Below are 12,852 nucleotides of genomic sequence, written 5' to 3'. Positions count from 1 at the left end.
TAATACCATTTCACTTTAATAATGATACAAATACGTTGGTAGGGGCATGGCAATGCCCAAAGTTTATAGTAACTGAACGCCGATAGTAGCTAGTACACTGAGGCTGAAGTTTGCCTACCTTTAATAAGGGGATTTTGCATATATTTGGGATCAATTTATTGTGTGTTTGTCCTTCAATTTTTCCCGGTTGGAAGAACTTATTTTCAAAGAGGAATAGACTTCATAAACCGTGGTTTTAATAGATTATTGACCTTTATATGGATGGTGACAATATGGCAAGTAATCAAATTTCTCTGCTAGAACTCATCCAAATTTTTGCAGAATATCGCAACAATATCATCATCAATATTAAACATCTGCAAGAAGATTATCAAAGAACAGGTATCAAGCGTATTAAAGGTGTTAGAAACGAAAACGGGGAACTGCTTCAACCTTGGTTGCAAACAGAATATATAGATAATGCTGAGTATGTTGGTATGGGCGAATTTCAGTTTAATCGCAATACTGCTACTATTAACATGCTTGTCAAACGTCAAGTCAAACTTACCAAATTTGAAGACCAAACCCCCACTATTGAGGTAGCAGGTTTGCTGGTAAATGACCTCAATAGTTTTAATAATTACACGATTGTAAGTGACGGCAAAATAAATGTGAAGTCCTTAAAAATCAAAATTAGCAGTAAAAAAGCTTTTGACTTGCTCAAAGAAAAGGGTGTGGTGGATGCAAAAGATTTTGACTTCAATGCTGAATATTCCATCCAGCTAGATAACTTACCGCTTGTAGCCTTTGATAGTTGTTACTCTAGCATTGATGGACTATTTTATCAGCTAGCAGAAATTAAAGTGCTTGCTAGTATTATTTCTGCTCACTTGAAAAAAGAGTCAGATGTATTTATAGCGGCACAGTTAGATGAGTTTCAAAAGCACTATTTGTCCAAGAATATTTATATCAACTTTCCTACAACTAACGAATACACTGATGTCAATCAAGCTTTACTTCATGGGACTCTTGACTCAAGATTGAGCTATAAAATCGACATCGGTAGTCAAGAGATTCTTAACCTCAGTAAGTTACCTTCTGCCAACAGGTTTCTGAATAGAATGTATCGTCTTTATGATAAAGAAACTGGAGAAATTATCATGAAGCCGAGTTTTGAGATGGCATTTAATGAGAATCTCACTGTTAGGCACAGGCTACTGTCATCACGCACCAAGATTACGAAAGTTGACGAGTTTATGAAACCAATTTTTGATGATTTTCTTGGGCTTGAGCAAAATAACATAGTTTTAGGTATTCTTAAAAAAGTTGGTGCTGATAGTTTGGCGCAGTTATTGGAGAATAAACAAACTGGTAAGCAAATCAGCAAAGAGGAAATGGTTGCTGCTTTGACAGTAGGGAATACTAAGCTAGAGCAATATGTAGAAAAAATCTACCGAGATCAGATATCTCCTTTGGTATTTTACATTGGTTGTACTGGACTATTGCCGGATCAAATGAAAGCAAAAGCCATGACTGCTGCGGAAGTTGCAGCTAAATATCCAAATTTACAATTTTCTAAAGATGAGCAAGAAGGTACTTTTTTTGCAGTCGGTGATAGTATCATCAGCATCTATGCAAAAACTGAATATTACAGCAAACTTATTTCTGTCGGTATAGACAATCAGATTGCATAGCAGTTCTAATTTTTGCTTATTACACAATTGATCGCATCCATCACGCCAGAGATATTTTGTTACGGAATATCAGTAATCCACCTTCATTAATCGAACTAGCTCGACAGGTGGGTATTAACGAATGCACTCTCAAACGTGGATTCCGTCAAATTTTTGGGAATACAATGTTTGGTTACTTACACGATTATCGCATGGAACAAGCTAGGCAATTACTATCACTGATATTTCTAATGCCCAACTGCGTTACAAGAATGGCGATCCGTTTACGTATCGCTCTGATAGTCATAAAAAATATGAGATTATTTTTCAATAAACTTGAGAAAGATTTAATTAACTGCAACAATGACAATTACTCTTTCATCCTCAGACTATGATGAACTATGGGAGCAAAGCTGGCAGAATACCCATCGTCTATACCAATCAGACAACTTCGACGATATCTTTGATTACCCTAAGGAGTTAGGGACAGGATACAGACGATTAATTTGGCTTCAGGATGGGTTCTGGCTTCGCGTTCGGGAATTTGAATGCCGAGAATTTATTCGTCTGTAATGATTATGAAGAAGGATGGACGGCATCAGTCTTGACATTTTTTATTTGCGGCGATGCTGGAGTAGTGATTCACAAGACAAACGATTACTTAAACGAAATTAGCGGACAGAATTCTTTAGAATTTGGCTCTGCTATGGAGACAGAAGAGTGGCCTGCGAACCAACGAATCTTCCGAGTCCAGATTTGCATGGAGCCTTCTTTCCTGAAATCCTATGGTAGCAACCAGCTTGACTCTCTGCCATTGCAGTTAAAAAATTTGATTGAAGGAAACAAACAGGAGGATTTCATTCTGCCGGGAACAACCACTCCAGCAATGCAGCTAGCAATTGGGCAGATTCTAACTTGCCCTTATCGGATGGAGAAAGCGCGGCAGTTGCTTTGTGAAGGCAAGTTGAGCGTAGCGACAGTGGCAAATATAGTGGGCTACGCCAATACTGGGCATTTTGCTGTGGCTTTCAAACGCAAGTTTAGCATTAGTCCCAGCGCCTGTCGCTTAGGAGAAAAGCCTACTATTTGAAATTTATCAAAGATTTGGTCTTATTAGAGTTGCAAGCGGTCTTCTTTGAGCGGAAATAGTCACTGAAATCCTGTATGCTCCCTATAACTTAATTAATTGCCAATTAATTCCAACAACTTTGTGAGTCAAAGAGGAAGTTTTCCTGGATGAGTTGCCAAGGAGGGTATTGGCTTTTTTGATGTGTGAGGAGCTATGAAGGTTCAGCGATCGCCTAGTTTATTATCTTTTGTTGTCAGTTTATCTGGATGGATCACGAGTGTCTTGATGCCACTTGTTGCTCAACCTGTTTGGGCGCAAAGTACAAGATTTGAGTAACAAGCTGTCTGCAACTTTGGCATTATTTGACTTGACTCGCTCTAACGTGCTGACGACCGATCCCAATCCCAATAATTCTAATTTTTCTATCCAAACTGGGAAACAACGCAGTCGCGGCATCGAGTTGGACATTAGTGGTGAAATTCTGCCAGGATGGAGCATTGCAGCTGGTTATGCCTACATTGATGCTCGCATTACCGAGGACAACGATTATCCTGTAGGCAACCGCTTGGTTAATGCACCAGAAAATTCCTTTGGTTTGTTCACATCTTACAAATTTCAATCCGGCAGTTTAGCAGGATGGGGGTTCGGCTTGGGTTTATTCTATGTTGGCAAACGAGAAGGGGATCTGAATAATAATTTTACCCTACCGAGCTATTTTCGCACCGATGCTTCCATTTTCTATAAACGCGATCGCTTGCGAGCTGCTGTCAGCATCAAAAATCTCTTCAACGTTGATTACTACGAATCATCTTCTGACATTCTAAGAGTCTTTCCAGGGGAGCCTGTGACGGTGCAGGGAACAATTTCGTGGCAGTTTTGACCCCAATAGAATACAAAGGAGTATTCTTTATGCACTCAAAAAAACTCCGAGACTTTGTATTTAGACTACACCGTTATATCGGGTTAGCTGTAGGTCTGATTGCGATCGCTATCGGTCTAACGGGTAGTTTGTTAGTCTTTCATGATGAAATTAGTGACTTTTTATTGCATCATCAGATTGGAACGATTACTCCTGGTGGCGAACGCTTACCTGTGGAAGTTATCCTCAATCAGGTGAAAACAGCCTATGCAAATCAACCAGGCGTAACAATCGATCGGATTTATATGTCTGCAAAGCCAAATGCTCCTGCGCTCGTTGTTCCCAGAAAACAGGAAAGCGATTTGGCTGAACTTTATGTCAACCCTTATACAGGAGTGATTCTTGGTAACAGTCAGGAAATTTTTTCCGAGCGCTTTTTCTACGTTGTCTACGAACTCCACTACAGTTTATTGGCAGACAAAACTGGATATGCGATCGCTGGGATTGCTGCCTTATTGATGTGTATCCTCAGTATTACAGGCATTGTCCTCTGGCCTGGTTGGAGAAAACTGCTTAACAGCTTCAAAATTAAGCTTGATGCTCATCCAAAACGGGTTAACTTTGATATTCACAAAGTTGCAGGCATTGTTACAGCTATATTTATTGCCCTCACAGGCTTCACTGGTTTCTGCTGGAATTTCTCTGATTTCACTAAACCGATCATCTATGCAGTGACATTTACCCGCAAGCCAAAGCGGGAACGCCCAAAAGTAGAAACGCTCCCATTAAACATCTCTGAAAACTATGAAAATTTCTCTTTGCAATAATACAGACAATTATATGTATGCAACGCCGCAATAGTAGTTACAGTGTTCCTCCCAATACATTGGGCGATCGCATTACTACCACCCAAACAGCCAATTATATGATAATTAGGAGAAAATCTCAATAAATCACAAAAATGACTCTGTTTATTTCAACGAGAGAAGCCTATCACCAACAGCAAAATACTACTCCAATCTCTGAACCTACAAAAACCAACTCATATCATACTGGGTATTTAGCAGTGTTGAACGATCCAAAACAGCAAAGTTGGGGTTATCAATATGTAATAGCTTTCCCCACGGGTATCAACTTGCTAGTAAAACAGTATGACTTAGCCGAGGATTTAATTATTGAGACAAATTTTTATAACCTTCCCTTAATAGAGTTTAGTTTCGCAGTTATCGGAGACAATGAAACGGAAATGATACCTGCGGGAAAAAATTTCACAGCAACTTATTTTGACTTTGATCGGGAAATTCCTGGTAGTGGATTTTATTGGCGGGCAGGTCAACGCATTCTGGAGGTAGAGGTCGGGATCAATTTACAGGAATTCTTTTGCAGAGATGAAGTTAGTAGCTTAGATTTTCTACCCAAATCACTCCAATTGTACCTAGAAACTGACAATATATCCTTTCTAAACTACTTCCGCATGGGGCAAACTACACCCGAAATGCAAATTATTTTGCATCAAATAGTTAATTGTCCTTTCCAAGGTTTAATTAAAGAAATTTACTTGCAAACCAAATGTCTAGAATTAATCGCTTTGAAGTTGGAACCCGATACATCTGGGGAACGGGAATTGATGCGATCGCGCATTTTGCGAGGAGATGATATTAACCGAATTTACCACGCCAGAGCAATTTTAATCTCCGATTTTGACAATCCACCCTCGTTGCTAGAATTGGCACGACAAGTAGGTTTAAACGATTACAAGCTCAAAATCGGGTTCCGTCAGGTTTTTAACACAACAGTATTTGGCTATTTATGGGCATACTGGATGGAAAAAGCCAGAACACTGATCATGAGTCAGCAAATGACCATAAAACAGGTAGCTAAGATAGTGGGTTACGACTGTCCTAGTCGTTGTCAGCAAAGATAGCATCATTCCAGTAGGACGCAGACTGGAAAATACTGCTTACCACGGTGCAAGTCTATGGACAACATATCAGATTCAACAGGGGAGTTTAAAAGGATTACAGTTTGGAGGCGGCATATTTTTTGTCGGTTCGCGCATTGTTAACCAGAGCGATCCGGATACTCTTCCTTCTTATTTGAGAACTGATGCCGCAATCTCCTACAAACATGATAACTGGCGAGCGGCGCTCAACTTTAAGAATATCTTCAATGTCAGATATTACGACACAAATGGCTACTTCTTCGTGCCTCAAGCACCGTTGACTGTGTTGGGAACGATTTCGTTTGAGCTTTGACATTTATTTAGCACGAATATCTACCATGACTTACAAAACCCTGCGTAACTTCGTATTTACTTTACACCGCTACATTGGGTTAGGTGTTGGACTGATTGCGATTATTGTTGGTTTAACTGGTAGCTTGCTGGTCTTTCAATCTGAAATTACTACTCATCAAAAGCATGACCAAATTGAAACCATTACTCCTCAAGGGGAAATGCTGCCGATTGAGGTCGTTCTGAATACAGTGAAAAACAGCTATGCTAGCCAGCCTGATGCCAAGCTCAAGCGAGTTTATCTGCCGACAAAACCAGATGAACCATTTAATGTCATCTATGCAACCAAGGAAAATGATTGGATTGAAAATGACGTTCATCCTTATACAGGAGCGGTTCTCGTTAATAATCTTAATCCCAATCTTGTAGAGCGCTTTTACAAAGTTATTTATGAACTCCACTACAGTCTGCTAGCAGGCGACATTGGATATAAAATTGTTGGCACTGTTGGTTTACTTGTATGCATTCTGACGATTACAGGAATATTTCTCTGGCCTGGGTGGAGGAATTTACTCACAGGCTTTAAAATTAAGCTTGATACTCATCCCAAGCGAGTGAACTTTGATATTCACAAAGTTGCTGGTACGATCGCAGCTGTGTTTCTTGTTTTCACATTTTTTACAGGTTTTTGCTGGAATTTTAATGAGTTTGGTGAGCCTGTGATTTAAGCAATTACCTTTAGTTTGAAACCAGAAGTTTTTTCTCAACCGATCCCTACTCAGTTTCCCCTGAAACTTAGCGAGCAACTTCAGACAGCTCAAGCTCAATTACCTGGTGCAGAACTCAGAAGCGTTTATTTTCCGGAAAAACCAGATAGCGCCTTGATGATTCGCTACAAATTTCCTCAAGAAATAGGCGATTATGGAACCAGCTATGTCTACCTCGACCAGTATAGCGGCAAGGTCTTGCGGGTGGATAATGCACTGAAGCCATTATTGGGCGATGTCTAGCGACAAGCCGCAAAGCGGCTACGCATTCTCAATTCTTTTCCTCCCCTACACTATGGCACATTTGGCGGTTTGCCTACTCGCATTCTTTATGTGTTTGTAGGACTTGCGCCGTTAATCTTATTTATTACTGGCTTCGGAATGTGGCGATATCGCAAAAGACCTACCCCGGATTTCTCACCAGTCAGAAAAAATTCCTGGAATTAGCAAAATTTAGGATTGAATCCTGAAGTAAATAAGATATGTATTGTAAATTAGTCAACACAATCGGCTTAAATGCTCTATGAGTAGGGTTTTCGAGTGCCAATATGAGTAGTAAACTGCTCTTTTTCATGACTAATTGCGATCGCTTCATACCCAATATTGCTCGGTTAAGAAGTAGGTTGAGTTGAGGAACGAAACCCAACCTAGACACTTTTGTTTTTTACGGCAAAACTTACGCAGTATTGGCTTCATAAGCTGTCGCACTATAGTTTGATCAAGGCGGAATTTGTCAACCCCATAACAAGATAGGATTTTGAGGCAAACAAATGTCTGACTAAATAAAAATAATAATCATTATGATAAAAAATCAGTTGTATATCAGTTAGCAAAGTTAATTTTATTACCTGAAATAGCAATAGATTTACTAATAATCTTTAAGAAAATTACGCAGAAATCAACTTCAATGAGACAATCTGACCTAATCTTCTCAACCCAAAGGAAGACATGAACGATCGCACAAAAGCTCTCCAGGCTCTCGCGGCTGAACGTTGGCGAATATCCCTGATTCTCAGTGGAGCCATGATGTTTATTTACTTTGGCTTTATCTTGCTAATCGCGTTCAATAAGCCCCTGCTGGGGTCATTAGTAGTTCCTGGCCTCAGTCTGGGAATTTTACTGGGGGCGCTGGTAATTGTCTCAGCATGGGTATTAATTTTTATCTATGTGCGTTGGGCAAATAGTACTTATGACGACCAAATCGCAAGGCTGACACGCAAGTGAATTAGCTATGAGCAATTTCTAGTCCAAAATCCAAAATACTAAACCAAAAAAGCATGAATAGTGTGTGGTTCGATCTGCCACTAGCGGCGGATATTACCAGTCTTGGTAAGTTTAACCCGTTGGCGATCGCTTTCTTCTTTGTGTTTGTTGCAAGTTCTTTAGGCATTACCTTTTGGGCGGCAAAGCTGACCAAAAATACCGCCCACTTCTATACAGCTGGCGGCAAAATCAGCGGTTTCCAAAATGGGCTAGCCTTAGCAGGAGACTTCATGAGTGCAGCTAGCTTTTTAGGTATCGCTGGGCTGGTGGCACTCAACGGCTTTGACGGCTTAATTTATTCTATTGGCTTCCTGGTGGGCTGGCCGATTGTGATGTTTTTAATTGCCGAACCACTACGTAACTTAGGTAAATACACTTTTGCTGATGTGGTGGCTTATCGCTTACAACAAAAACCAGTCCGCATCGCATCTGCGATTGGAACGCTGGCAGTGATTAGCTTTTACTTAATTGCCCAGATGGTAGGGGCTGGGGAGCTAATCAAACTGCTGTTTGGCTTTGATTATGAACTAGCTGTGGTGATCGTCGGTTGCGTGATGATGGCCTATGTGATTTTTGGTGGGATGATTGCCACCACTTGGGTACAAATTATTAAAGCAGTTCTGTTGCTGGGCGGAACTATCTTGCTAGCTATCTTGGTACTGGCACGATTTGGTTTTAACCCGATCGCTCTTTTCGCCGCAGCCGCAGATAAGTATCCAGGTGTATTAGCTCCGGGCAAACAGGTTTCTGATCCCTTTGATGCTATCTCCTTGGGGATGTCGTTGATGTTTGGCACCGCTGGACTACCCCACATCCTGATGCGTTTCTACACAGTACCCGACGCCAAAGCAGCGCGGCTCTCTGTTACTTATGCTACAGCTATTATTGGCGTTTTTTATCTCCTTACCTTCATCCTGGGCTTTGGAGCGATGGTGCTAGTAGGTCAAGATGCGATCAAGCAAATTGGGACTGGTGGTAACATGGCTGCACCGATGTTGGCAGAATTTCTCGGTGGTGATGCTTTCTTAGGTTTTATTTCCGCTGTTTCCTTTGCAACGATTTTGGCGGTTGTGGCCGGGTTGACACTCTCAGGAGCCGCTGCACTGTCTCACGATTTATGGGTGAACGTGGTGCGATCTGGTCATGCTGACGAGTCAGAACAACTGAAGGTAGCTCGCGGTGCGACAATGGTTTTGGGGTTAGTGGCGATAATTCTGGGTATTTTGTTTAAAGGACAAAACGTCGCTTATATGGTTGGTTTAGCATTTGCGATCGCTGCTAGTGCCAACTTCCCAGCCTTGCTCTTATCAATGCTTTGGCGACGCTTTACCACCAACGGGGCGGTTGCGAGTATGTTAGTCGGTACCTTCTCCTCGTTACTGCTGATTTATTTGTCACCTACTATTCAGGTGACAATTCTCAAGCACGCTTCTGCACCCTTTGGGCTAAAAAATCCTGGATTAGTTACTATTCCCCTATCGTTTCTGGTGGCGATTGTCGTTTCCCTATTGACTACTGAACAGCAAGCACAGGAAAAATTTGCCGAAGTTGAGGATCGCATCCACATTGGTTCTGGGATGTAATTTTGTCAACACAGAAACAAGTCCAATAGAATTCGCGCGCCACTTACACTTAGCTTCTCCCTACAGCCCTTTGGGCATCCTACGGCAGGCGTTAGCCTCTCCCAATGTGAGAAGGGGAGACGCTGCGCGTAGCAAGATCCCCGTAGGGGTACAAGTCTCTTAACCGCAAGGGCGCACTGGCTTCTCTGCGTCCTCTGTGGTAGCCTGCGGCAAGACGCTTCTCTACGAGAGGCTGCGCCAATGCGTCTACGATTTTCCGTTACCTGTGCGTAAGTCCTGGGTTTTTTAACCCACCTCCGTGGGTTTTGCCTGTTTAGACGCGGTTTGTAACCACCCTTTTGCCTACCGTCCAAGTTCTTTGATGTTTTTTGTCACTTGTTGGTATAAGTCGTTGTTACCCTGACTTTGAAAAATGCTTGCTGCTTGTTCTAAGTCCTTGAGTGCCCCCTGTTTGTCTCCATTGGTGGCGCGAGCATTTCCTCGGTTATTGTAGGCAGGGGCAAAGTTAGGATTGAGGCGAATGGCTTGATTGTAATCTTCGATCGCTCCCTGTGGATCTCCAGCAGCACGGGCATTTCCGCGGTTATTGTAGGCGATCGCATATTTTGGATCGAGGAGAATAGCTTGGTCAAAATCATCTAGCGCCCCTTTTTTTTCCCCATTGGTGGCGTGGGCATTCCCCCGGTTATTGTAGGCTTCGGCATAGTTGGGATTAAGGCGAATCGCTTCACTGTAATCTTTAACTGCTTCTCTGTTGTTTCCTAGTGAGGCGTTGGCATTCCCTAAGTTATTGTAGGCTTCGGCGTCGTTAGGGTTGATGCTAAGTGCTTGATTGTAATCTGCGATCGCTTTCTCCTTGTCTCCTAAATCAAAGTAGACTAATCCCCGGCCGTTATAGGCAGCACCATATTGAGAATTTTGATTAATTGCCTTGCTATAGGAAGCGATCGCAGCTTGTAAGTCGCCGTTTAAATGCTGATTCTTTCCCTGAATATAAAATTCCCCACCTTTAGATGTTGTAGCTGAACGACGGCTAGGTTGACTGACTCCTATTTCTGTTACCAATACATTGTCATTCTTACTACAAGAAACACTACTAATTGCGGTCAATGTAGTAAAAATAGCTATGGTAAATACTTGATTTACCCTTGTTCGCTTTTGCCTAAATAAACGCCGTCTCATAAGTTAATATAAACTGCCATAACACCTGAACGAAATTAGTACTGAAATCTAGATTTTAATTCTTTAACTCAATAATTATTCTAACTTTTGATATACATTTAAAGTCAATTGACAAATTTCCCTGATATTTTACCGATTTATAAGAGAAGGTAGTTCTTGCTGGACGAAATAATTATGAAACTTCAAGATTTATCCTTAACAATAACTCTATAAATTTTGGCATTTGTAGCCTGATGAACAATTTACTCATCCTCAGTTTCACTCGCTTGAGTTTTGGGAGTTAGCCTCCAAGAGGTGGTTTTGTCAATATCTACAGACAGTTGATCCAGATTTTGCCCTAAATCTTTTTGGAGTTTCTGAGTTAGTGTAATTGGAAAATCTAAATTAATACCTTGAGTTTGTGCTAGTCTTGCCAATTCTGTAAATGCAGCTTTGACTGTAGTCCGCTCATAACTAGTCAGCTTATAATCAGAAGTTTCCGATATATTCTGAGCCTGCATGGCTTTTTTTATACGTTCTTGCAAATGCTCAAATTCTGAATTCAACAACTTCCATTGCTGCTCAAGTTGCGAGTATCTAGTACTTAGTGATATTAAGTCTTCCGTTGTGGGTTCGGGGCTGGCTTGGGCTTGTAATCCTAACAAATTTAAGTGGATTTGAGCAAGATAAATACAATCTAAGTAAGCATACTCGATCTGTTCTTCAGTCAGGGGACGTTTTCCCCAAGCGCTTTCTTGTTCTTGTTTGTCAATATTGTTAAAGCTACAAAGTGCTGTGGCTATGGTTTTGAGTTGGTAGTTAGGTAATGGCAAAAGATAGTAGGGAATTTTTTTTGCCATTTCCAAAGTGCAAGTTATATTTTTGGCTTTCTTGTTACCGAGAAGCTTTATATCATAACTGGCGTTGTGAAAAACTTTTTCAATGGCAGAATTTATCATAATTTCTTCAATAAATTCAGCTATAATATTAGGCTGATCTAGGACATCTAAAAGATAGACGCGATCGCCACTCATATCTTGAGGATTATCTAATACCTGAATCAGCGATAGTCGGGGATTACGACTTTTATAGTCAGCTACTTCTGTATCTATCCACAGCGTTTTAGCATTGGTATATTCAGCAACAATGGCACTAATTTCGCGGGCGGAAGTAAGGTACGGCATTGGCTAATCTTTCCTGATATTTGGGGCATTGTAAGCAAGCCATAGTTTTATAAAGTAACATTTTGTTGGTAATTTTGCTGGTACAGTATTGCAAAAATGCTGAAGTTTTGAGTTGCTTAAGCGTAGACATCGCCAAACTTGCCTCAAATCTGATAACATCGAGTCACCACTGTTAGGCTGCATAGTCTACCCTCAAAAAAAGCTCCTTAGCATCTACGTTAAATTGACAGAGAGCCACAGACTCTATGCACTATACTGGTTACCAGCCGTCAGAAAAATTGAATTGGCGCTTCTCAAAAATGGCTGCAAAATCTTAGCCTGAAGAAATCGTCCAAGTTTCAATTTTCAGTAACCTGAGTGCTTGCTTGGGAACTTTTGCTACTTCACCTTTAATTGCTTTTTAACATCTGCTCCTCACCATGACACACACCTCAATTAATCGTTTCAAGTACTCAATTCGGAGATAGATAATGAAAAAGCTAATTCTATTACTAGTTAGTAGCATTTTGGTAGTTGGTACTTTTGGTTGCCAAGAGGCTTCTAAAACAGGTTCGGAAACTCCTAGCACTACTAATGAAGCCGCTCAAGCACCAGCCAAACCAGCTTCCCAGACAACTCAAACTGCCAAAATTCCCGGAACAGCAACGACTCCTTTAGCAGCTAGTACAGATACTAAAGTTAAAACCGATTCTGAAAAAACGGCAGCAACAAAAGTTAAGAGCGACTTAAAAACTGAAGTTAGCAAAAAGTTGAACAAAGGCTTACCAGGCAATAAGTTACAAGTTGAAAACAAAGAGGGTGAAATTATCCTCAAAGGCACAGCAGCTTCTCAACAAGAACTCAATAAAGCTGAAACCTTGGCTAAGGAAGTTCAAGGTGTAAAGACAGTGAAGGTAGAAGCGAAAATTGATGCTGTGAAAAAGCCATAAAAGAATAACTGAAACTTTCAGTTAACATCGGCATAAAAGTCAAACAGGGACTTACACAGATGTAAGTCTCTGTTTTTTACTTACTTAAATAAAAGTCATACCAATTCTGTATGAAGATGCGCCAAACGAAATGAGGAACGAACCGCAAAGGA

The 12,852-nt window shown here is 41.0% G+C and carries 13 protein-coding genes and 2 pseudogenes; 13 read left to right on the top strand and 2 right to left on the bottom strand.

Features of this window, described 5'->3' with window-relative positions; translation table 11 throughout:
- Window positions 1–272 precede the first annotated feature (272 nt).
- The 12 genes and pseudogenes from Q0541_RS09385 (at window position 273) to Q0541_RS09330 (ending at window position 9,426) form a co-directional block, all read left to right on the top strand.
- Window positions 273–1,673, top strand: a complete 1,401-nt coding sequence (locus tag Q0541_RS09385) for a hypothetical protein (RefSeq protein ID WP_298908690.1) — start codon at window positions 273–275, stop codon at window positions 1,671–1,673.
- Window positions 1,674–1,699: 26 nt separating this feature from the next.
- Window positions 1,700–1,888 (top strand): annotated as a pseudogene (locus Q0541_RS09380) (AraC family transcriptional regulator); the annotation flags it as partial.
- Window positions 1,889–2,169: 281 nt separating this feature from the next.
- On the top strand, window positions 2,170–2,742 hold the full coding sequence (locus Q0541_RS09375) for an AraC family transcriptional regulator (protein ID WP_298908688.1): 573 nt from the start codon (window positions 2,170–2,172) through the stop codon (window positions 2,740–2,742).
- A gap of 304 nt (window positions 2,743–3,046) precedes the next feature.
- A pseudogene (locus Q0541_RS09370) lies at window positions 3,047–3,601 on the top strand (TonB-dependent receptor); the annotation flags it as partial.
- Window positions 3,602–3,630: 29 nt separating this feature from the next.
- Entirely contained in the window at window positions 3,631–4,407 is a 777-nt protein-coding gene (locus tag Q0541_RS09365; protein WP_298908686.1) for a PepSY domain-containing protein, read from the top strand.
- Between the two features lie 134 nt (window positions 4,408–4,541).
- Window positions 4,542–5,504 carry an AraC family transcriptional regulator gene (locus Q0541_RS09360; protein ID WP_298908684.1) on the top strand — a complete coding sequence of 321 codons (963 nt, stop codon included), beginning with the start codon at window positions 4,542–4,544 and terminating at the stop codon, window positions 5,502–5,504.
- A 1-nt stretch (window position 5,505) separates the two neighbouring features.
- The gene (locus Q0541_RS09355) at window positions 5,506–5,835 is read left to right on the top strand and encodes a TonB-dependent receptor (RefSeq protein ID WP_366941847.1); all 330 of its coding nucleotides are present in this window, start codon (window positions 5,506–5,508) and stop codon (window positions 5,833–5,835) included.
- A 25-nt stretch (window positions 5,836–5,860) separates the two neighbouring features.
- Window positions 5,861–6,541, top strand: coding sequence for a PepSY domain-containing protein (locus Q0541_RS09350; RefSeq protein WP_298908682.1), 681 nt, complete (start codon window positions 5,861–5,863; stop codon window positions 6,539–6,541).
- A gap of 15 nt (window positions 6,542–6,556) precedes the next feature.
- Entirely contained in the window at window positions 6,557–6,823 is a 267-nt protein-coding gene (locus tag Q0541_RS09345) for a PepSY domain-containing protein (RefSeq protein WP_298908677.1), read from the top strand.
- Window positions 6,824–6,847: 24 nt separating this feature from the next.
- On the top strand, window positions 6,848–7,027 hold the full coding sequence (locus Q0541_RS09340) for a PepSY domain-containing protein (RefSeq protein ID WP_298908692.1): 180 nt from the start codon (window positions 6,848–6,850) through the stop codon (window positions 7,025–7,027).
- Between the two features lie 501 nt (window positions 7,028–7,528).
- Entirely contained in the window at window positions 7,529–7,804 is a 276-nt protein-coding gene (locus tag Q0541_RS09335) for a DUF485 domain-containing protein (protein ID WP_298908675.1), read from the top strand.
- A 53-nt stretch (window positions 7,805–7,857) separates the two neighbouring features.
- The gene (locus Q0541_RS09330) at window positions 7,858–9,426 is read left to right on the top strand and encodes a sodium/solute symporter (RefSeq protein WP_298908672.1); all 1,569 of its coding nucleotides are present in this window, start codon (window positions 7,858–7,860) and stop codon (window positions 9,424–9,426) included.
- Between the two features lie 342 nt (window positions 9,427–9,768).
- Here Q0541_RS09330 and Q0541_RS09325 read toward each other — a convergent pair whose 3' ends face one another.
- A complete protein-coding gene (locus Q0541_RS09325; RefSeq protein WP_298908670.1) occupies window positions 9,769–10,608 on the bottom strand; it encodes a tetratricopeptide repeat protein in 840 nt (279 codons plus the stop codon).
- A gap of 242 nt (window positions 10,609–10,850) precedes the next feature.
- The gene (locus Q0541_RS09320) at window positions 10,851–11,771 is read right to left on the bottom strand and encodes a ribonuclease D (RefSeq protein WP_298908668.1); all 921 of its coding nucleotides are present in this window, start codon (window positions 11,769–11,771) and stop codon (window positions 10,851–10,853) included.
- 470 nt (window positions 11,772–12,241) lie between these two features.
- Between Q0541_RS09320 and Q0541_RS09315 the strand changes: the two genes are divergently transcribed.
- Window positions 12,242–12,700 carry a BON domain-containing protein gene (locus Q0541_RS09315; protein WP_298908666.1) on the top strand — a complete coding sequence of 153 codons (459 nt, stop codon included), beginning with the start codon at window positions 12,242–12,244 and terminating at the stop codon, window positions 12,698–12,700.
- Window positions 12,701–12,852 lie beyond the last annotated feature (152 nt).

The organism is uncultured Nostoc sp. (genome assembly GCF_937863485.1).
Lineage (GTDB): Bacteria > Cyanobacteriota > Cyanobacteriia > Cyanobacteriales > Nostocaceae > Nostoc.
The sequence above is the reverse complement of the archived record's forward strand: the minus strand, read 5'-3'. Positions and strand labels throughout refer to the sequence as shown.

Bases quoted from the DNA above. Each gene is read 5' to 3' on its own strand.
- Q0541_RS09385 (WP_298908690.1), top strand. From the start codon at position 273: ATGGCAAGTAATCAAATTTCTCTGCTAGAACTCATCCAAATTTTTGCA.
- Q0541_RS09375 (WP_298908688.1), top strand. From the start codon at position 2,170: ATGGGTTCTGGCTTCGCGTTCGGGAATTTGAATGCCGAGAATTTATTC.
- Q0541_RS09365 (WP_298908686.1), top strand. From the start codon at position 3,631: ATGCACTCAAAAAAACTCCGAGACTTTGTATTTAGACTACACCGTTAT.
- Q0541_RS09360 (WP_298908684.1), top strand. From the start codon at position 4,542: ATGACTCTGTTTATTTCAACGAGAGAAGCCTATCACCAACAGCAAAAT.
- Q0541_RS09350 (WP_298908682.1), top strand. From the start codon at position 5,861: ATGACTTACAAAACCCTGCGTAACTTCGTATTTACTTTACACCGCTAC.
- Q0541_RS09335 (WP_298908675.1), top strand. From the start codon at position 7,529: ATGAACGATCGCACAAAAGCTCTCCAGGCTCTCGCGGCTGAACGTTGG.
- Q0541_RS09330 (WP_298908672.1), top strand. From the start codon at position 7,858: ATGAATAGTGTGTGGTTCGATCTGCCACTAGCGGCGGATATTACCAGT.
- Q0541_RS09325 (WP_298908670.1), bottom strand. From the start codon at position 10,608: ATGAGACGGCGTTTATTTAGGCAAAAGCGAACAAGGGTAAATCAAGTA.
- Q0541_RS09320 (WP_298908668.1), bottom strand. From the start codon at position 11,771: ATGCCGTACCTTACTTCCGCCCGCGAAATTAGTGCCATTGTTGCTGAA.
- Q0541_RS09315 (WP_298908666.1), top strand. From the start codon at position 12,242: ATGAAAAAGCTAATTCTATTACTAGTTAGTAGCATTTTGGTAGTTGGT.